Origin of the sequence: Flavobacterium hiemivividum, assembly GCF_004349145.1 — a bacterium.
Lineage (GTDB): Bacteria > Bacteroidota > Bacteroidia > Flavobacteriales > Flavobacteriaceae > Flavobacterium > Flavobacterium hiemivividum.
This window is the reverse complement of sequence record NZ_SMFO01000002.1, coordinates 115,589-136,378: the sequence shown is the minus strand read 5'-3', so window position 1 is coordinate 136,378 and position 20,790 is coordinate 115,589. Positions and strand designations below refer to the sequence as shown.

Here is a 20,790-nt window from a genome sequence, read left to right as displayed (position 1 = left end):
CATCATATAAAAGAATAAGAATATTATTTTAGGCAACTTCTCAAAATGGTAACGGGATGCAAAGCTTTTCTATTGGTTCCATCAAAAATCTGGTGGCGACAACTTGTACCAGCAGCAGCAATTTCAGTTGTATCGGCCGTACTTCTAATTTTTGGAAATAAGGTGTCCTCCCCCATTTGCATACTGATCTCATAATGTTCTTTTTCATAACCAAAAGAACCCGCCATACCACAACAACCTGAATTGTAAATAGTAACGGAGTTATTTTTTGGAACATTCAACATCGCAAAAGAAGCTTCAACGCTACTCAATGACTTTTGGTGGCAATGCCCGTGAATTTTTATCGTTTTTTGAATATCCGAAAATTGCTCCTCATGTATTTTACCAGCTGTAATTTCTCTTTTGAAAAATTCTTCAACTGTCAGACAGTTTTTTGCTAATTTTTCGGCGGAAGCCTTATCATCAGCCAGACGAATGTATTCATCTCTAAATGTCAGAATTGCCGATGGCTCTAAACCAATTAATGGAATTCCAGCTGTGACAATTGGTGCAAAAGTGCCGACATTTTTATTAGCAATAGCTTTGGCTTCTTCCAGAAAACCTTTAGATAAATATGCTCTTCCGCTTTCTTCATGATCGACAATTAGCACTTCATAGCCTAATTGTGTCAATAATTCATACGCATCAATCCCTACAGCAACATCATAATAATTAGTGAATTCATCACAAAAAAGATACAATTTTCCGTTTGCAAATGAAAGTCCTGCTGCTTTAGGTTTATTGTTTTCGATCCATTTTCTAAACGTTTTTGGAGCTAATAATGGTACTTCTCTTTTTGAAGCTATTCCCATTCCATTTTTCACAAATGGTTGGCGTACCATAAAATTAGTTAGGGATGGAAAAATACTTCCTAGTTTATTTAGTTTCGAATTGTTAGCAAAAATTTTATTTCGAAGCGAAAAACCATTTGCCTTTTGATATTGGTATAAAAATTCAGCTTTAAGCGCCGCCACATCAACATTAGACGGACATTCGCTTGCACAAGCTTTACAGCTAATACAAAGTTCAAAAACCTCGTATAATTCTTTATGATTGAATTTATTATCTTTTTCTGAATTGGTTAGATATTCCCGCAAGGCATTGGCGCGGGCACGAGTCGTGTCTTTTTCATTTCGCGTGGCACGATAACTCGGACATAAAGTTCCGCCCGCCGATGGTAATTTCCTGCAATCTCCTGAACCATTGCATTTTTCGGCAGCACGTAAAACGCCCATACTATCTGAAAAATCCTGAATAGTTTGAATTTCTGGTTCTACTCTACCAACTTCAAAACGAAGATTCTCGTCCATTTTCAAAGCATTAACAATTTTCCCCATATTCAAAACCGAATTTGGGTCGAATGCCAATTTAATGCGTTTTAACAATTCGTAATTTTTTTCGCCAATCATAAAAGGTAAAAATTCACCACGAACAATTCCGTCGCCATGTTCACCACTAAGTGAACCGCGGTATTTTTTTACCAAATGTGCTACTTCGGTAGCAATATTTCGAAATTGATAAACGCCTTCCTTTGTTTTTAAATTCAAAACAGGACGCAAATGCAATTCTCCCGCTCCAGCATGAGCATAATAAATCGCTTCTTGGCCGTGGCGTTTCATCATCGCCGAAAAATCAGCGATATAATTAGGTAAATCACTCAATTCAACAGCGGTATCTTCAATAGAATCAGCTGCTTTTTCATCACCTACAATACTGCCTAAAAGTCCGAGACCTGCTTTTCTAAGTTCGTTTACTTTTTCAATATCAGCACCGTATAATTTTGGCGAAGCGTAACCAAAATGATTGGCTTCTAAGTCTTTAATCAAAGCATTGGCTTGCATTTCGGCATCTTCCATACTGGCATGTGAAGCCACCTCAAACATCATTATCGCTTTGGGCTCACCCTGAATAAAAAACCGATTTTTACTTTGCTCTTTGTTTGTTTTTGTACAATCAAGAATCGTATCATCGATCATTTCGCAGGTATATAAATGATGCTTCATGGCAATCATCACCGCCTCTAAACTTTCTTGAACACTGGTAAAATGCGTTACTACCATCACATTATTAGTGGGTGGTAAAAGATCAACTTTCAAAGTAACTTCGGTTGTAAAAGCCAAAGTTCCCTCGCTTCCACAAAGTAATTTCCCCACATTTATGGTGGGTTGGCTTCCGCCAAAAAGATCAGATTGCAATAATATATCTACTGCATATCCTGTATTTCGTCTATGGATTTCCGGTTTCGGGAACTCTTTTACAATTTCCTGTTGGGTCGCCTCATTTGATAATTCAGTAAACAGGCTTTTATAAATATTACTTTCAAGAGAATTCCCTTTTGTTTTTTCGATAAATTCAGCTGAAGTTAATTCGCCAAATACAACCTGAGAACCATCACTTAAAATCGCTTTTATCTTTACAATTTTATCTCTGGTAACACCATAACGGATGGAAGTTGTTCCCGAAGAATTATTTCCTACCATTCCTCCTATCATACAACGATTAGATGTTGAAGTATTAGGACCAAAAAACACGCCGTGCGGCTTCAAGTATAAATTCAGTTCGTCCCGAATTACACCCGGTTGAACAGTCACCGTTTTATTATCCTTATCGAAAGAGAGAATTTTTGTGAAATATTTAGAAACATCAACTACAATACCATCACCCACCGTTTGCCCTGCAAGAGAAGTTCCTGCTGTTCTGGGAGTTAGAGAAATTTTATTTTCCTTAGCGAAATGAACCAATTTTATAATATCTGCCTCATTCTTAGGTAAGGCAGCTGCCACAGGCATTATCCTATAAGCCGAAGCATCAGTAGCATAGAGTGTTTTATGGAGTTGGTCATATAAAAGTGTTCCTTCTAATGAGTCTGATAATCGTTTTAGTTGTAATGCGATCGACATGTAAATCTAATTATATTAAAATATTCGTTGTAAACGGGCTAAATTAAACTTCGTTAAACATCTTAAATCAAAGAATTATTTCCTTGTTTAATAACATATCAAAGTTTGAATACTGCACATCAAAGATAGCGTAAAACCAAAAAAATCTTTTTGTTGTACTGCTCTAGAAGTAAAAAAAATAACGCAAAATAATGCAAAAATTTTTTCCAGACTGTTATAAAACGGTAACTCCTAATTTCCTATATTCTTCCAGCCTAGCATCTTCTGGACTTAAATCTGTAACTATAGTGTCTAACTTGTTTAATTCGCAAACAACATGCGGCATCTTTGTAGCCAATTTATCTGAAGTAAACATAGAAACCACTTTATCTGATGATTCGATCATTGCTTTCTTAACAATGGAAACCTCGTACCCCATTTCGGTTAGTCCTTGTTGGACATTTATACTACTAGCTCCCATAAAACAGATATCGGCCTTAATTTTTGACAAAACCTGAAGCACATCGATTCCTATAGTAACCATAGCATTTTTTTGCATTTTACCTCCAATAAAAATCAAATCTATATTAGGATATTGAGACAATTGCATCGCAATAGGCAAACTATAAGTGTAGACTGTCGCTTTTAATAATGGTGGAATTAATTTAGAAAAAACCAAGTTAGTAGTTCCCCCACTCATAATGATCACCTGACCATCATGAAGTAGCGAAAGCGCCTTATTCCCTATTATTTCTTTTTTATCTACGTTTGATATCACAATATCAAAAATATTTTTTGCCTTGTTAACAACGGGAATAGCACCACCATACACTTTTTCAAGAAGTCCTTTTTCATGCAACTTAATTAAATCCCTTCTAATAGTATCTTCAGAGACAGCCAACTCCTCAGCCAAGTCAATTGTGCTAATTCGCTGTTCATCAGTAAGTTTTTTCAATATAATATTACGTCTTTCTGCTTTAAGCATAGTATAATGGTGTATGATAAAAACAAATGTATAAAAATAATGAATTAGTAGGTTCTAATTTATGATAGAATTTCGATTATCTGCAAATTTAAACAACAAAAAACTGCGTTATGTTGCATTATTAAAGTTTTTAATGAAAATAACTCGAAAAATAGTGCAATTATTTGCAGAGAATAAATACATTTGTTTAATAACCATAACATAAACCAAATAATTATGAAAAAATTATTCCTGATTTCATTGTTGTTTTTGGTAGTACAAATCACATTTGCACAAACAAAAACAATTACTGGAACTGTAAAAAACAAAACCGATGGGATTCCGATTCCTGGAGTGACAGTTCTCATTAAAGGCACTACTAAGAGTGGCGTCACTGATTTAGATGGTAACTATGCTATCAATGCATCAAACACTGATGTGCTTGTTTTTAGTTATATTGGTTTTGAAACCAAAGAATTAAAAGTGACAGGATCCACATTAAACCTTACATTAAATGAAGGTGCAGAAAATCTAAAAGAAGTTACAGTAACTGGAGCCTTTGGTATTAATCGACCAAAAGCATCTTTAGGTTATGCCACACAAGGTGTAAAAGGTTCTGATATCGCCGATACGCAAAGAGAAAATTTCATCAATGCTTTACAAGGAAGAATAGCAGGTTTAACAGTAACTAGTACTTCTGGTGCTCCGGGCGCTTCTGCTGCAATCCAACTACGTGGTGTAAACTCAATGAGTGGAAACAATTCACCTTTGTTTATTGTTGATGGTTTACCTATTAGTAACTCTACTTTAGATCAAGGATTATTAATTTCGAATGGACCAAACAGAGATACTGATTATACCAATCGTGGTGCTGATATAAATCCAGATGATATTGAGTCAGTTACTGTATTGAAAGGCCCTGAAGCTGCTGCATTATATGGTATAGAAGCAGGAAATGGAGCTATCATCATTACTACTAAAAAAGGAAAAAAAGGAAAAGGTACAATCACCTATTCCACAGATATCAGGCTAGATGATGTATATCGTTTCCCAGAAACACAAAGAGTTTATCAAAGAGGTTCTAATGGTATATCTAATAATAATTTTCGTAGACATTTTGGAGAAAAATATGCTGATGGAACTCAATTATATGACAATATCAATAGTTTCTTTAAAACAGGTATTAAGAAAACAAACGCCCTTACTTTTGACGCAGGAACGGAACAAATGACGTATCGTTTGTCTATGTCTAATTTAGAGCAAACTGGTGTTGTTCCAAATTCAGCTTACAATAGATTAAATTTATCTTTAAGCGGAACTGCAAAAATTAGTGATAAATTAAAATCAGAAGCTTCTTTTTCTTACATCAAATCTGAAACAGACAAAACATCTAAAGGAGCTGGTGGATTTTTATTAAACTTATTATCTTATCCTGCTAATGAGGACGTTACAAATTATTTAAACTCTGATGGTAGCCGACGTAAAATTACTGATGGAACAAATGATACTGAGGTAGATAATCCATTTTTTGAAGTAAATAAAAACAAAGGAAATGATAAAAACAATCGTATTTTAACCAATGTTGCTTTAACTTATGATCCTTTATCTTGGTTAAGTTTTACAGGACGTTTTGGTATAGATGCAAACTCAACTCAAGGATTCAAGTCAGTACATCCAGAATCATCTAGAAGTGCCTTAGGTATTGGTAGCGGTACTGGTATTTCGACAGGTGGTTACTTTGAGCAATATACTGATCAATCGAATAATTACAACTATTTAGCATTTGGTACTGCAAAACATACCATTGGAAAATTTAATGGTTTACTTCGTATAGGTGCTGCTAGATTAGAGAATAACTATAAAATTCTTTCTACAAAAGGAGAACGTTACTATGAGGTGGACGTAATGAATATTAATAATACTGATCCATTATCACAACGTTCACAAGAAAGAATAATCAAAAGACGCGTTGATGGTGTTTTTGGAGAATTTACTGTAGACTATGACAAAATTGTATTCCTAACATTAACGGGAAGAAATGATGTTTCTTCCACTTTACCAAGAGCAAACAACTCTTTCTTTTATCCTTCATCTTCTTTAAGTTTTGTGTTTACAGAATTAGGCGCATTAAAAGACAACGATATTTTATCTTATGGAAAATTAAGAGCATCTTATGCAAGAGTAGCAAATGACGCTAAGCCTTATTCGATATCGCCTACTTATGAAACCAAGCCAACCACTGGTGGAGGTTTTGGTTATTCAGTTACTGGAGCAAATCCTAATCTTCAAGCAGAGATGAATACCTCTACTGAGTTTGGTACAGAGATGCGTTTTCTTAAAAACAGAATAGGTATTGACGTTGCTGTTTATAAAAGAAAAACTGATAATCCTATTATCAACAACATGCGTTTAAGTTATGGAACTGGATTTGTATTAACTGCATTTAACTTTGGAGCGTTACAAAACAGAGGGCTTGAGATGACACTTACAGGTTCGCCAATCTTAACAGATAACTTTAGCTGGGATGTAATGGCCAATTTCACTAAAACAGACAGTGAATTATTAAGCCTACCTCCTACTTTACCTGAATATTATACTTCAGACACTTGGTTATTTGGAAACATTAGAGGTGGTGCCAGAGTAGGTGGCCCATTGACAACGTTTACAGGATTTACTAATTTGAGAAACAACAACGGTGATATTTTAATCAACCCTTCAAATGGTCAGCCAGTGAAAGATCAGTCCTTTCCTATTGTAGGTGATAGAAATCCTGATTTTTCTATTGGACTTCAAAATAGTTTTAACTATAAAAACTTCAAATTATCCTTCTTGTTAGACATCCGTAAAGGTGGAGATATTTACAATGCAACAGCAGCGTATTTATACACTCAAGGTTTAAGTACTAAAACTTTAGATCGTGAAACTCCCTTGGTTTTAGAAGGTGTATTCCAAGACGGTTTAGAAAACTCTTCTACACCAACTAAAAACAATATTCAAGTAACTCCTTACTACCAAAACGAATATTATAATCTTAATTATGTTGACTCTGACTTTATCGAAAAAGACATCAATTGGTTAAGAATGAGAGACATCACAGCGAGCTATAAGTTCTCTTCGGAAATGTTGAAAAAAACAAAATTTTTCAGTAGTGTTTCCATGTATATCACCGTAACTGATGCCTTTATGATCACAAATTATACAGGAGCTGATCCTGCTGTAAATGGTTTGAACGCAAGTTCTGGTGGCGCAGGTGGTACAGGGTTTGACTACGGAGTACTTTCAACCGCAAGAGGTTTTAATCTAGGTTTTAAATTTGGAATTTAATACATAATAAAATGAAAAACATAACAAAATATATAGCTGTATCAATGGTAGCCTTATTATCTACAGCTTGTAATCGTGATGAAATAGCAGAAGTAAATATTAATCCCAGTTTTCCAACTGTTACGGAGCCAATATATCTTTTACCTAATATCCAGGCCTCTATGGCTACAGGAATTCAATTTGATTCTAGATTCTTAGGTAAATACACCCAATACTTTTCTCATACAACCGCTAATTATATATTTGACCAATACGGTTATATTGCAAATAGTGATAGTGGTGGAGAAATTTGGAAAATGGCTTATTACTCGATTGGATTAAACCTTACACAAGCTCAAGAAGTTGCAAATAAAAACCAACGATATGATATAGTAGGTTTATCAAAAGCAATTAAAGCTTGGACTTGGCAAGTATCTACAGACTACCATTCAAATCTTATCAAATTTGATCAAGTCTTTACTGCTAGGCTTACATTTGACTATGGAACTCAAGAAGAGGCTTATGCTGAAGTGGTAAAATTAGCTAATGAAGCTATCGTTGATTTAGCAAGAACGGATGGAAAATCAGATGTTAGTTATACCGCAAAAGGAGATTTAATATATGGTGGTGATAGAACTAAATGGACCAAATTTGCCTATGGAGTATTAGCTAGAAATTCAAATAACTTAATCAACAAAACAACTTACAGCCCTGATAAAGTGATTGAATATGTAAACAAATCGTTATCAAGCATCAATGATGATTGCTACGTTAAATTTACAGCAACAAGCACATCTGACGCTAACTTTTTCGGACCTAGTCGTAATAACTTAAATAGTTTCCGTCAATCTGATTTCATTTTGCGTGCTATGGATGGAACAGTATTTGGAGGAACGGTAGATCCACGTATGGCTAACATTTTACAACCTTCGGCAGATGGCGTTTTTAGAGGAAATCCATTAAGTACTACAGCTGGAACTGTTGCTGCTACGCGTATTCCTAACTTATGGGGAACGATAGGCTCTGGAAACAGTACTATTCCTGGAAGATACCTTTTTAGAGACAAAGCTGATTTTCCTTTAATGACTTATGCTGAATTACAATTCATAAAAGCAGAAGCAGCATTTATAAAAGGAGACAAAGCAATGGCATTAGACGCTTACAAAAAAGGGATTGAAGCAAGTATTGATATGGTAAATAGAAATACGGTTGTATCTACAGTTGCACCAACAGCTGCATTGATTACGGCTGCGCAAAAAGCCGCTTTCCTTAGTGATGTAAATATTGTTCCTACTGCTGCAAATCTGACGATTAAGCACATTATGATGCAAAAATATGTAGCCCTTTTTGGGTATGGATATTTAGAAACTTGGACGGATATGAGAAAATACCACTATGATCCTTTGGTTTATGAAACAATAGCTTTCCCTACATTGTCGCCAGATAATAATGGAAAATTAGCATATAGAGTTCGTCCGCGTTTCAATTCAGAATACGTATGGAACTTTGCTGCATTGCAAGCTATTGGAGCGGATAAACCAAGCTATCATACAGAAGAAATGTGGTTCTCTCAACCCTAATTATCTACTCTTAAATAAATTCAGATGAAAAATATAAAAATAACAATTACAAAGTACTTAGGATTAGCTGTACTTAGCTTAGGTATCTTTTCTTCTTGTGGTGATGAAACTAATTTTTCTCCATATAAGGAAAGTGTTTCTCCAAATGATGCTTTAGTGAAATTTCAACATACAGCTATTGGTCCAGACGGAAAAAACTTTAGTGCCATTTGGTATGTTGATGACGTAAAAACTAGTGGAGTTACTGTATTATCAGGTTTACCTATAGGAACTAACTATGGTAGTGGTTATCCAGCTTCCATCAATTACTCGTTAATTCCTTCTGGAACTAAAAATTTGAGAGTAGAGACTCCTGCAACTGCAACTGTAGCAGCTAGTACTCTTTTTACTTCTCCTTTTAATATCGAGGCTAAAAAAAATTACACTAGTTTCATAGTAGGATTGTCTCCAAATTATACGGCACACACAATAAAAGATGATTTGTCAGTTACCCTAACTGACCCTACAAAAGCTTATATCCGCTTTATAAATGTGATTACAAATACGCCAACAACAGGTTTTGACTTCTCTATTAAAGAGTTGAATAGCAATGCTGTTATATATTCTGGAGTTACATACTTAAAAGGAAATGAAGCATTTATTCCAATTATACCAATCCCTGATCTAGAATCTTCGACATACGAAGTTCAATTGCGTACAGTGGGCACAGCTACAATTGTTGCCAAAACTACACTTACACCAAGAAAAGGAAGAGCTTACACTTTTTTTAGTAGAGGTTACGTAGGAGGTCTAAACAATGGATTACCTAGTGCTACGGTAAACATCCCCGTATTAACTTTCTTCACAAATAAATAAACCCTTATTTTACTGGATAGTAACCACTTTAGCTTAGCTAAAGTGGTTTACCTTATCCTCATTTCAACTAATTATCGCTTTTAATAACAGTGATTTAATCTTAAATTATCATGGATTTATTTATAAAAAAACTAACCTTTATTTTGTTGTTTTCTATTTCTTTTCAAGCTTCCTCGACTCCATCAAACATAGAAATAGATCCTAAAACGAATAAGTCTAAAAGCGTTATCAAAACTGGAGCTGATAATTTTGAGAAGTACCTCCCATTATTAAAAGATAAAAAAGTTGGAATCATAACCAATCAAACTGGAATTTTGTCTAATAATACTCATTTAGTCGACTTCCTACTAGATAAAAAAATAAATGTTCAAACCATCTTTGCGCCTGAGCACGGTTTTAGAGGAACGGCAGATGCAGGCGAACATGTGGTTGATGGAAAAGATCCTAAAACTGGATTGCCAATAATTTCCCTTTACGGAGATAACAAAAAACCAAAACCAGCACAATTAGCGAACCTTGATGTTTTGCTATTCGATTTGCAAGATGTTGGTGCTCGTTTTTACACTTATATTTCTTCTTTACATTATGTTATGGAAGCATGTGCTGAGAATGGAATTCCTCTCATAATCCTAGACCGACCAAATCCAAATGGTAGTATTGTGGATGGTTCGTTATTAGAAAAAGAATTTACAAGTTTTGTTGGCATGCATCCTATTCCGCTGCTTCATGGAATGTCAATTGGTGAATATGGAAAAATGATAAATGGTCAAAAATGGTTAAAAAATGCAGCACAATGCAAATTAACTGTTATCCCTTGTATCGACTATAATCGTAAAATGCAATACAGCTTACTAGTAAAACCATCGCCAAACTTACCAAACGACCAATCTATAAATCTCTATGCTAGTTTATGCCTATTTGAAGGTACTAATGTAAGTATGGGCCGCGGTACAGAAAAGCAATTTCAAATCTATGGTTCCCCTTTTTTAAATAAAAAAAGTTTTGATTTTAGCTTTACTCCAAAACCAAATTTTGGAGCTAAAGACCCCATGCATAATGGAAAAGAATGCTTTGGTGAGGATCTAACATCCTACCCTAAACTTAAACGACTTGAACTAAAATGGCTAATTAAAGCCTATGAAAACACCAGCGACAAAACTAAATTTTTCAACGCCTTTTTTACAAAATTAGCTGGAACAAAGAAATTACAAACTCAGATTGAAACTGGAGTTTCGGAAAGTAAGATAAGACAAAGCTGGCAGAAAGATTTGAATTCATTTAAAAAAATGCGTTCTAAATATTTGATTTATTAATACAATAAATAATTAAAGCTTCACCTTTTAAATAGTATAAAAATGGCTAAAAATAATCCTGATACCGAAAAAGAATCGCTTTACGCTAATCTAGAAAAAATGAGTACCGAAGAAATACTCATGGGAATCAATGCCGAGGATAAGAAAGTTTCGAGCGTAATAAAAAAACAAATACCAAATATTGAAAAACTGGTAGATGCCATTGTTGTAAAAATGCAACAGGGCGGTCGCTTGTTTTATATTGGTGCTGGAACTTCTGGTAGAATTGGTATTTTAGATGCATCAGAGTGCCCTCCTACTTTTGGAGTGCCGCACGATTTAGTAATCGGAATTATTGCTGGTGGAGATTACGCCATTAGAAAAGCAGTTGAAAACGCCGAAGATGATTTTAATCAAGCTTGGCTAGATTTAAAAAAACATAACATTACAAGTGCTGATTTTGTTATTGGAATTGCAGCCTCGGGAAATACCCCTTATGTCATTGGTGGTTTAAAAATGGCTGGTGAAAATAAAATTAGCACCGGAAGTATTTCTTGTAATAGCAATAGTTTGATCTCAGCAGAAGCCGATTTTCCTATTGAAATTGTTGTAGGTCCAGAGTTTCTAACAGGAAGTACACGTATGAAAGCGGGAACTTCGCAAAAACTTGTCCTAAATATGATCTCTACTTCGGTAATGATAAAGCTTGGAAAAGTGTATGGAAACAAAATGATTGACATGCAACTATCTAACAAAAAACTAGTTCAAAGAGGTGTTGAAATGATTGTAGAAGAGCTTCGAATAGATGAAAAATTAGCTGCAGAACTATTAAATAAATACAAAAGTGTTAGAGCTGTTTTATTAGCTGAAAATAAAAATTTAGGAAACTAATAGTAAATACTTCAAACTCTACTCTACATTTACAACAGAACTACCAACCTCTAAAAACCAAAAATGACACCAAGCGCAATCCTCATTCTAATCATCGTTTATTTCGGAGTATTATTTTATATCTCTCACAGAGTGAGTCGGAAAGATGATGGAAACGAAGCGTTTTTTACTGCCAACAAAAATTCAAAATGGTATTTAGTGGCTTTTGGTATGATTGGAACTGCTCTTTCTGGAGTTACTTTCATTTCCGTTCCTGGAGAAGTTGGTGCAGCTGGTGGTGAACAATTCAAATATTTTCAATTTATAATAGGTAATGCAATAGGATTTATAATAATCACCAAGTTATTATTACCGTTGTATTACAGAATGAATTTAACCTCTATTTACAGCTATATCGAGCAAAGAATGGGGTTTTACAGTTATAAAACTGCGGCTTCTATTTTCTTAATTAGTAGAACGATAAGCTCTGCTTTTAGACTTTATTTAGTAGTTATTGTACTGCAGCGCTATGTTTTTGATTTTTATGGAATTCCTTTTGCGATGACTGTGTTAATCGCTTTACTTCTTATATTTTCTTATACTTATCGAGGCGGACTGAAAACAATCATTATCACAGATACTTTACAAACGTTTTTCTTGGTAACTTCAGTTTTCCTAACAATTTATTTTATTTGTGATAGCATGAATTTGAGCGCTATTGCTGCATTCGAAGAGGTAAAAAATAGTAATTATTCTAAAATATTTTTCTTTGATGATTTCCTGGGAAGTAAATTCCATTTTGTAAAACAGATTTTAGGAGGAATGTTTGTCACCATTGCAATGACAGGTCTTGACCAAGATTTAATGCAAAAAAATCTGAGTTGCAAGAACATTGGCGAAGCCCAAAAAAATATGTTTACCTTTACAGGAATCTTTGTTGTTATCAATATATTTTTCTTGAGCGTAGGTGCTTTACTTTATATCTATGCAAACAAAAACGGAATTGCCGTACCAACAGATTTAATTACAGGTAAACCAAGAACCGATTTGCTTTTTCCAGAAATAGCCTTAAATCATCTTTCTATAATTCCAGCGATTATATTTTTACTTGGAATTATTGCAGCTACTTTCGCTACTACTGATTCGGCTTTAACAGCATTAACAACTTCTTTTTGTGTCGATTTTCTAGGAATGGATAAAGAAGAAAATCAAAAGAAGAAAAATAATGTACGCATTAGACATTTTGTACACATCAGTTTTTCAGCACTTATTTTTGTAGTGATACTTGTTTTTAATTCTATTAATGACAGTTCGGTAGTAGGTATGATTTTTAGAGTGGCATCGTACACTTATGGGCCATTATTAGGATTATATGCTTTTGGTTTGTTCCAAAAAAACAGAAATGTCAATGACAAACTAGTCCCATTTATTTGCTTACTGTCTCCCCTATTTACCTATTTAATAAACGAATATTCCAGAACCTTATTTTCTGGATATGTATTTGACAATGAATTAATAGTTCTCAACGGATTATTAACTTATCTAGGTTTACTATTAACCAGTTCACGCAGTACCGAAAGAATAAGTTTTTAGTACTGTAAAAAAATTAAAGTATAGATTAAATTATTGTATGCCACTCTAACATAAGAAAGGTATGAACTTCACATAAAAATAAATTAAATGAAAAATTTTTTTATAAAGATTAGCCTTTACACGGTGTTTTTACTATTAATTACTAATTGCGCTATTTCCAAAAAAAACGATACAATTAGTGCCTTAAAAAAAGACTCTTATACAGAAGATAAAACCATTTATACTGCATTAAAAAAATCCGAAAGAAAAAATTTCTTCAAAGATTCTGATCCAGAAACCCGCTGGGTCGATAGTATTTATACCAAAATGACTGTTCAAGAAAAAATAGGACAACTCTATATGATTTCGGCTTATTCTAACAAAGATTCGGTTCATGAAAATAAAACCAAAGCGTTAATTAAAGAATACAATATAGGAGGTGTAATTTTTTTCCAAGGTGGTCCAGGTCGTCAAGCTAAATTAACGAATCAGTATCAGGCAGAAGCAAAAGTACCTTTATTCGTGGCAATTGATGCCGAATGGGGATTAAGTATGAGGTTAGACTCTACTTATTTTTTTCCGTGGAACATGACTTTAGGAGCGATACAAGATTTGAGTTTAATTGAGAAAGTAGGTCGACAAATGGGAGCTGAAAGTAAGCGAATGGGAATCCATTTCAATTTTTCGCCTGTGATTGATATCAACACCAATCCTAAAAATCCTATTATCGGAAATCGTTCTTTTGGTGAGGATAAAAATAATGTAGCTAATAAAGCTATCGCTTTGATGAAAGGCGTTCAAGGGCAAGGAGTTTTTAGTACAGGTAAACATTTCCCTGGTCATGGCGACACATCAACCGATTCTCATCATACATTGCCATTAGTTAATTTTTCTAAAGAGCGAATTGACTTAGTAGAGTTACATCCTTACAAACGAATGTTTGATGAAGGTTTAGTTTCTGTAATGGTCGGACATCTTAACATTCCTAGTTTAGAACCAAAAGAAAATCACCCTTCATCGGCTTCTTATAATATAGTGACTAATGTACTTCAAAAACAATTAGGTTTTGATGGCTTGATTTTTACCGATGGTTTAGGAATGAAAGGTGCGAGTGACTTTAAAGGTCCTGGCGATCTTGAATTAGCCGTTTTACTTGCAGGTAACGACATTTTACTTTTCCCTATTGACGTTGCTGCAGGATTTAAAAAACTAGAAAGATTTTATAATGAAGGTATTCTCACTGAAGAGCGCTTGGCACATTCCGTAAAAAAAATATTACATTATAAATACAAAGTAGGTCTAAATAAATACAAGCCTATTGTTACTGAAAATTTGTCAGCGGAGCTGAATCCCTCAGAAAATGAAGCTTTAAGTTACAAACTGTATGAAAATGCAATTACAGTATTAAAAAATGACAAGAACATACTTCCTATTAAAGATTTAAGCCAAAAAATTGCCTACGTAAAATTAGGCGAGGCCGTGAATAGTTCTTTTGTGGCAACATTAAAAAAATATACTGAAATAACCGAAGTGTCTCATACTAATATCGACAGTTTAAACATCGAATTAAAAAAATACAAAACCGTAATCGTTGGTCTACACAAGAAAAATGGAGTTTGGGAAAAGCAAAATGTTTCTGAAACAGAATTGTTTTGGTTGCAAGAAATTGCAAAAAACAACAAAGTAATCTTAGATGTTTTTGCAAAACCGTACTCTTTATTACCAGTAACTAATTTTGACGATATCGAAGGGTTAGTACTTTCGTACCAAAATTCAGATATTAGTCAAATCGTTTCTGCAGAAATACTATTTGGTGCGGTCGAAGCCAAAGGTAAATTACCGGTTTCCATAAATAATTATTTTCCTGTAAATTATGGTTTATCAACACAAAAATTAAACCGACTGGGTTTTACTACTCCTGAAAATGAAGATATCAATCCAAAGATTTTATCTAAAATTGACAGCGTTGCAAAAAAAGCAATTGATGGCAAAATGACTCCTGGAATGCAAGTATTAGTAGCAAGACGAGGCAATGTGATTTTCCAGCAATCCTATGGTCATCACACTTATGACACTATAAAAAAGGTTACAAATTCGGATTTATATGATGTAGCCTCGATTTCTAAAATGATTTCGACGCTTCCAAATGTTATGCAATTATATGATAAAAAGAAGGTGAAATTGCACACTAAGCTAAAGAGAATGCTTCCTTTTTTTTCGAAAACAAATAAAGAAAACATCGTTTTTAAGGATTTACTTACCCACTACGCTGGACTTCAGGCTTGGATTCCATTTTATAAAGCAACATTGGACAGTAAAAATAATCCTTCTGAAAAATATTATCGTAAAGTTCCGAATGCGCAGTTTTCTACTAAAGTAGCAGATAATCTTTTTATCAGAAATGATTATCATGATACGATTATGAAAATAATCGCTGATTCTCCATTGTCTTTAAAAAAAGAATACAAGTACAGTGATTTTACCTTTATTATTTTAAAAGAATATTTAGAAAGAAAAACCAAACAACCATTAGAAGTTTTAAGTCAGAAAAACTTTTACAGTTCTCTAGGAATGAACAATACACTTTACAATCCGTTGACAAAATTTGACAAAAACAATATTGCACCATCAGAAGTTGACAATTACTTCCGTCATCAAGTAATACAAGGATATGTACATGATATGGCTGCTGCTATGGAAGGCGGAGTTGCAGGTCATGCAGGAATTTTTTCGAATGCGATGGATGTGGCTAAAATGATGCAATTGTTTCTACAAAAAGGTAATTATGGCAATAAAAGCTACTTTTCTGAACAAACATTTGATATATTTAACACTTCGCATTACGCCGCAGAAGGTGTTCAAAGAGGCTTAGGTTTTGATAAAAGAATAGGCAAAGACGGTTCTACTTGCAACTGTGTCTCTGAATTCAGTTTTGGACATACTGGTTTTACTGGTGACATTGCATGGGTAGATCCAGAAACAGAAATTGTATATGTTTTGCTTTCGAACAGAACCTATCCTGAAGTAGGACCTGAAGGAAATAAATTATCGAAAGAAAGAATTAGAGAAGATATTCAGAAAATAATTCAGGAAGCTATTATAAAATAAATCACCATGATAAAAGAACGTTTAATTTCGCTTGACGTATTCCGAGGGTTCACAATTTTGTTAATGACGATCGTCAACAACCCGGGAAGTTGGGGCTCTATTTATCCGCCTTTAAAACATGCAGAATGGCATGGCTGTACTCCTACTGATTTAGTTTTCCCATTCTTTATTTTTATAATGGGTACTGCAATTCCTTTTGCAATGCCAACAAAACAGTTTGACTTCACCGTTTTTAATAAAATTCTCGTTCGTTCTTTGCGGATTTTTTGTTTGGGATTATTCTTAAATTACTTTAGCCGAATAGAAGTCTTTGGTTTAGAAGGTGTTTCATTACTCCTTGTTCGATTGCTAATAACTTTTGCAGTAGCCTATGCCCTTCTTGGAAACTTCAGCCTGAAAATTAAAACGTATTTGGTTTTCTCTATACTTGGAATCCTACTATTCTTAGCTTATAGTAACATTCCAGCCTACCAAGATGTACGAATTCCAGGGGTTTTACAACGAATAGGAATTGTCTATTTCTTCATTGCTCTTTTATATTTAAAAACCACCTTAAAAACACAACTTCTCCTTGCGGCCTCTATTTTAATTGGCTATTATATTCTGATGGCTTTTGTTCCCGTTCCTGGATTTGGCGAAGCCAATTTTGAAAAAGGCACCAACTTAGCGGCTTGGTTAGACAATTTAATCCTAAACGGACATTTATGGAGTTACTCAAAAACCTGGGATCCCGAAGGAATTTTAAGCACTTTACCAGCAATTGGTACCGGTATTTTAGGAATGTTTGTGGGACAAATTCTCAACTTAGAAATTCCAAAAATAGAAATTGTCAAAAAAATAGCCATTGTAGGTAGTGTCCTGTTGGTTCTTGGCTTGATATGGAGCTTAATTTTTCCATTAAACAAGCCACTCTGGACAAGTTCTTATGTGTTATATACTGCCGGAATCGCTGCTTTATGCTTGGCCGTTTTATATTATATAATTGATGTGGCAAACTATAAAAAATGGACAAAGTTGTTTCTGTTTTGGGGAGTGAATCCTATGATCGTTTTTTTCTTTTCTGGGATAATTCCAAGAGTTTTGAGCTCCATTACCATTCAAAATCCTGAAATCGCAACGGACCAAATCAATATCCAATATCTAATCTATAACGTCTGGATTGTATCAATATTTGAAAATCCATTAAATTCCTCCTTAGCCTATGCCCTGTTTTATGCTGTTTTTTGGTCTGTAATCCTATGGCTATTTTATAAATACAATTTGATTTTTAAAGTATAGTGCGTAATTCGACCTTTAAAGAAGTCGTTTTTTACAGTGAGTAGCTAATAATTGGCAAAGAAATTGCTCCAGCTAAAGAATTCCAATTTTAAGACTTTTATATTTAATACTTGTCGCTAAAAAAACTATTTTTGAATTCTATAAAAACATCCCAATAATGAAGCCTAACCATTACATTTTTCTATTGCTTTCCTTTTTTTTATTGTCTTTTTCGAATGGAATCGCACAAGAAACAGTGAGTTATCCTAAAAACGAATTTAGAGCTGTTTGGATCGCCACTGTGGTTAACATTGACTGGCCAAAAAGCGGAAAAGATCCAATCGAAAAACAAAAATCGGATTTTATTGAAATTTTAGACACCTATAAAAAACTAAATTATAATGCTGTTATTGTTCAAATAAGAAGTGTTGGTGATGCTTTTTATCCTTCAAAACTAGCGCCTTGGTCTAAGTATTTGACCGGAAAAGAAGGAAAAGCACCAAGTCCTTATTTTGATCCTTTGGAATGGATGATTACAGAAACTCATGCACGCGGTTTTGAATTCCATGCTTGGATGAATCCCTATCGCGCCACAATGAATCTGAATACCGCAGAATTAAGTCCAGATCATGATTATTTTAAACATCCAGAATGGATGATCAAATATGGTGGGAAATACTACTACAATCCCGCTTTGCCTGAGGTTCAGACTCATCTAATTAATGTAGTTGATGAAGTAGTTAGAAACTATGATATCGATGCAATACATTTTGATGACTATTTTTATCCTTACAAAATACCCGGAGAAAATTTTAATGACACCGCTTCTTTCAAAAAATATGGCGAGGGAATGAGTTTGCCAGAATGGAGGCGTTATAACGTGAATAATTTTGTAAAATACTGTTCCTACTCTATAAAATCAATTAAACCTTGGGTACAATTTGGTATTAGCCCATTTGGTGTTTGGCGTAACAAATCAGTCGATCCACGAGGATCAGATACGAATTCCGGGCAAACAAATTATGACGATTTGTTTGCTGACCCAATGGCGTGGATGGAGCATCGCTGGATTGATTACTTGCTTCCGCAATTGTATTGGAGTATCGAACACAAAACAGCTTCCTATGCAAAACTAATTAAATGGTGGGCAGCAAACTCAACGAATACGGCTATTTACATTGGGAACGGAAGTTATAAAGTCAACACCGACTCTGATAAAAAATGGTTTAACCCAAATGAGATTCCGAATCAGATTGATATGACCCGTTCTTACAAAAACATGGGCGGAAATGCTTTTTTTAGTGCCAAATCTTTTGTGAACAGAAACAAAGCTGTGACTGATTTGCTATTGGAAAATCAGTACAAATACCCAGCGCTTCCTTATGTGGTTCCTAATTTTAGAAAAACAAATATTGAGTACCCAATTATTTCTAATATTAAGTCTAACAAGACAACTGCAGCGGTTACATTGAACTATCCGTCGCTGAGCAAAATTCGTTACGTTATGGTTTACGGTGCAAAAAACAGCTCTAAACTGGACATTAATGATCCAAGTCAAATCGTTGATAAAATTGCGTTTAAAGAAAAAGAAAATAGCATTACCATCAACGTTCAGAATAACCTTTTAGAAAAAAATAATATCTGCGCTGTTTCTTTCATTGATTACTACGGTAATGAAAGTCAGGCTACTTTAGTTAACAAACCTATTGAAATCAAAACGTTCCAAAGTTCTTTGAATAATGAAAATAGATAACAGACCCTGGTATTGGATACCATTTTTGAACTTTGCTTCGGGCTTGCCGTATGCGATAATTATCTCGGTTTCGGTTATTATGTACAAAAACCTGGGAATTGATAATGAAGATATCGGGATTTACACGAGTCTATTATATCTTCCTTGGGTTATAAAACCATTATGGAGCCCTTTCATCGATTTATATGCAACCAAAAGAAAGTGGTTTCTAGCCATGCAATTAGTGATTTCTATTGCTTTTTTGATTGTGGGTTTAACGATACCCATGAATAATTTTTTTGTGATCAGTCTTGCTGTTTTTTGGGTAGCGGCTTTCGCATCTGCTTCGAATGATGTAGCGAGTGACGGTTTCTATATGTTGGCTTTAGAGAAAGAACAACAATCTTTTTTTCTAGGAATACGAAGTACATTCTACCGACTTTCTATGCTTACCGGAAATGGTTTGATCGTAATCATAGGTGGGTATCTGGAGCAGGAATATGGCGACAAGCAAAAAGCATGGTCTTATACTATGATTATCGTGGGTTTAATTATGACTGCTTTAACCATCTATAATTATTTCGCTACGCCAAGAACTGAAGTTACTCCTGCGAAGGATGAGAAATCAACGGAACCAAAAGTAAGTTTTGGAGATGTCTTTGTTAGCTTCTTTCAAAAAAAACAAATTGGATTAGCCTTGGCTTTTATCCTTTTATTTCGTTTGGGGGAATCCCAATTATTAAAAATGCTTACTCCTTTCTTAATTGACGATATTTCTGTTGGAGGAATGGGATTGACAACCCAAGACGTAGGTATTATCTATGGTACTTTTGGTGTAGTGGCATTAACGGTAGGTGGAATAATTGGTGGAATTGTAATCTCCAGAGACGGTCTTGGCAAATGGATGTTACCAATGATTTTAGCGATGCACTTACCTATTATCGGTTTTGTTTTATTAGCCCATTTTCATCCTTCCTCAATTTACTATATCTATGCTACTGTTATTGCAGAGCAATTTGGCTACGGCTTTGGTTTTGCCGCCTTTATGATGTACTTAATTTATCTAGCCGATGGCGAATCGAAAACCTCTCATTATTCTATTGCTACAGGATTTATGGCATTAGGTATGATGCTACCTGGAATGGTTAGTGGTTTTATCCAAGATTATCTAGGTTACGGAAACTTCTTTATTTGGGTTTTTCTAGCCACAATTCCAGGATTGATAATTTCGCGTTATTTGATTTATCCAAAGGCATTTGGAAAGAAATCGGACAATAATAAATAGTACCTGGCCGTGAGTACAAAGTTCTTAGTCTGTTTAGCGAGAATGTAGTCGATA

General features: G+C 34.4%; 12 protein-coding genes. 10 read left to right on the top strand and 2 right to left on the bottom strand.

Annotation, left to right across the window (positions count from 1 at the left end; all coding sequences use genetic code 11):
* Positions 1–23: 23 nt before the first annotated feature.
* Positions 24–2,939, bottom strand: coding sequence for an FAD-binding and (Fe-S)-binding domain-containing protein (locus E0F98_RS04630; protein ID WP_132109447.1), 2,916 nt, complete (start codon positions 2,937–2,939; stop codon positions 24–26).
* A gap of 214 nt (positions 2,940–3,153) precedes the next feature.
* Complete coding sequence (locus E0F98_RS04625) at positions 3,154–3,903, bottom strand: DeoR/GlpR family DNA-binding transcription regulator (RefSeq protein ID WP_132109446.1); 750 nt, start codon at positions 3,901–3,903, stop codon at positions 3,154–3,156.
* A 216-nt stretch (positions 3,904–4,119) separates the two neighbouring features.
* Between E0F98_RS04625 and E0F98_RS04620 the strand changes: the two genes are divergently transcribed.
* The 10 genes from E0F98_RS04620 (at position 4,120) to E0F98_RS04575 (ending at position 20,736) form a co-directional block, all read left to right on the top strand.
* Positions 4,120–7,206 (top strand): SusC/RagA family TonB-linked outer membrane protein, encoded by a 3,087-nt coding sequence (locus E0F98_RS04620; RefSeq protein ID WP_132109445.1) that lies wholly within the window; start codon positions 4,120–4,122, stop codon positions 7,204–7,206.
* An 11-nt stretch (positions 7,207–7,217) separates the two neighbouring features.
* Entirely contained in the window at positions 7,218–8,765 is a 1,548-nt protein-coding gene (locus E0F98_RS04615; RefSeq protein ID WP_132109444.1) for a SusD/RagB family nutrient-binding outer membrane lipoprotein, read from the top strand.
* A gap of 24 nt (positions 8,766–8,789) precedes the next feature.
* On the top strand, positions 8,790–9,620 hold the full coding sequence (locus E0F98_RS04610) for a DUF4397 domain-containing protein (protein ID WP_132109443.1): 831 nt from the start codon (positions 8,790–8,792) through the stop codon (positions 9,618–9,620).
* A 110-nt stretch (positions 9,621–9,730) separates the two neighbouring features.
* Positions 9,731–10,933: an exo-beta-N-acetylmuramidase NamZ family protein gene (locus E0F98_RS04605; RefSeq protein WP_132109442.1), complete on the top strand. Its 1,203-nt coding sequence runs from the start codon at positions 9,731–9,733 to the stop codon at positions 10,931–10,933.
* 42 nt (positions 10,934–10,975) lie between these two features.
* Positions 10,976–11,803 (top strand): N-acetylmuramic acid 6-phosphate etherase, encoded by an 828-nt coding sequence (gene murQ / locus E0F98_RS04600; RefSeq protein WP_132109441.1) that lies wholly within the window; start codon positions 10,976–10,978, stop codon positions 11,801–11,803.
* Positions 11,804–11,866: 63 nt separating this feature from the next.
* The gene (locus E0F98_RS04595) at positions 11,867–13,375 is read left to right on the top strand and encodes a sodium:solute symporter (RefSeq protein ID WP_132109440.1); all 1,509 of its coding nucleotides are present in this window, start codon (positions 11,867–11,869) and stop codon (positions 13,373–13,375) included.
* A gap of 87 nt (positions 13,376–13,462) precedes the next feature.
* Complete coding sequence (locus tag E0F98_RS04590; protein ID WP_132109439.1) at positions 13,463–16,462, top strand: glycoside hydrolase family 3 N-terminal domain-containing protein; 3,000 nt, start codon at positions 13,463–13,465, stop codon at positions 16,460–16,462.
* Positions 16,463–16,468: 6 nt separating this feature from the next.
* Positions 16,469–17,740, top strand: coding sequence for an acyltransferase family protein (locus E0F98_RS04585; protein ID WP_132109438.1), 1,272 nt, complete (start codon positions 16,469–16,471; stop codon positions 17,738–17,740).
* Between the two features lie 157 nt (positions 17,741–17,897).
* Entirely contained in the window at positions 17,898–19,472 is a 1,575-nt protein-coding gene (locus E0F98_RS04580; protein ID WP_132109437.1) for a glycoside hydrolase family 10 protein, read from the top strand.
* A complete protein-coding gene (locus E0F98_RS04575; RefSeq protein WP_132109436.1) occupies positions 19,459–20,736 on the top strand; it encodes an MFS transporter in 1,278 nt (425 codons plus the stop codon). The genes E0F98_RS04580 and E0F98_RS04575 overlap by 14 nt, the downstream gene beginning before the upstream one ends.
* Positions 20,737–20,790: the final 54 nt, after the last annotated feature.

What these genes read in the sequence shown, in the direction of transcription:
- E0F98_RS04630 (WP_132109447.1), bottom strand. Translation starts at nt 2,939, where the DNA reads ATGTCGATCGCATTACAACTAAAACGATTATCAGACTCATTAGAAGGA.
- E0F98_RS04625 (WP_132109446.1), bottom strand. Translation starts at nt 3,903, where the DNA reads ATGCTTAAAGCAGAAAGACGTAATATTATATTGAAAAAACTTACTGAT.
- E0F98_RS04620 (WP_132109445.1), top strand. Translation starts at nt 4,120, where the DNA reads ATGAAAAAATTATTCCTGATTTCATTGTTGTTTTTGGTAGTACAAATC.
- E0F98_RS04615 (WP_132109444.1), top strand. Translation starts at nt 7,218, where the DNA reads ATGAAAAACATAACAAAATATATAGCTGTATCAATGGTAGCCTTATTA.
- E0F98_RS04610 (WP_132109443.1), top strand. Translation starts at nt 8,790, where the DNA reads ATGAAAAATATAAAAATAACAATTACAAAGTACTTAGGATTAGCTGTA.
- E0F98_RS04605 (WP_132109442.1), top strand. Translation starts at nt 9,731, where the DNA reads ATGGATTTATTTATAAAAAAACTAACCTTTATTTTGTTGTTTTCTATT.
- murQ (WP_132109441.1), top strand. Translation starts at nt 10,976, where the DNA reads ATGGCTAAAAATAATCCTGATACCGAAAAAGAATCGCTTTACGCTAAT.
- E0F98_RS04595 (WP_132109440.1), top strand. Translation starts at nt 11,867, where the DNA reads ATGACACCAAGCGCAATCCTCATTCTAATCATCGTTTATTTCGGAGTA.
- E0F98_RS04590 (WP_132109439.1), top strand. Translation starts at nt 13,463, where the DNA reads ATGAAAAATTTTTTTATAAAGATTAGCCTTTACACGGTGTTTTTACTA.
- E0F98_RS04585 (WP_132109438.1), top strand. Translation starts at nt 16,469, where the DNA reads ATGATAAAAGAACGTTTAATTTCGCTTGACGTATTCCGAGGGTTCACA.
- E0F98_RS04580 (WP_132109437.1), top strand. Translation starts at nt 17,898, where the DNA reads ATGAAGCCTAACCATTACATTTTTCTATTGCTTTCCTTTTTTTTATTG.
- E0F98_RS04575 (WP_132109436.1), top strand. Translation starts at nt 19,459, where the DNA reads ATGAAAATAGATAACAGACCCTGGTATTGGATACCATTTTTGAACTTT.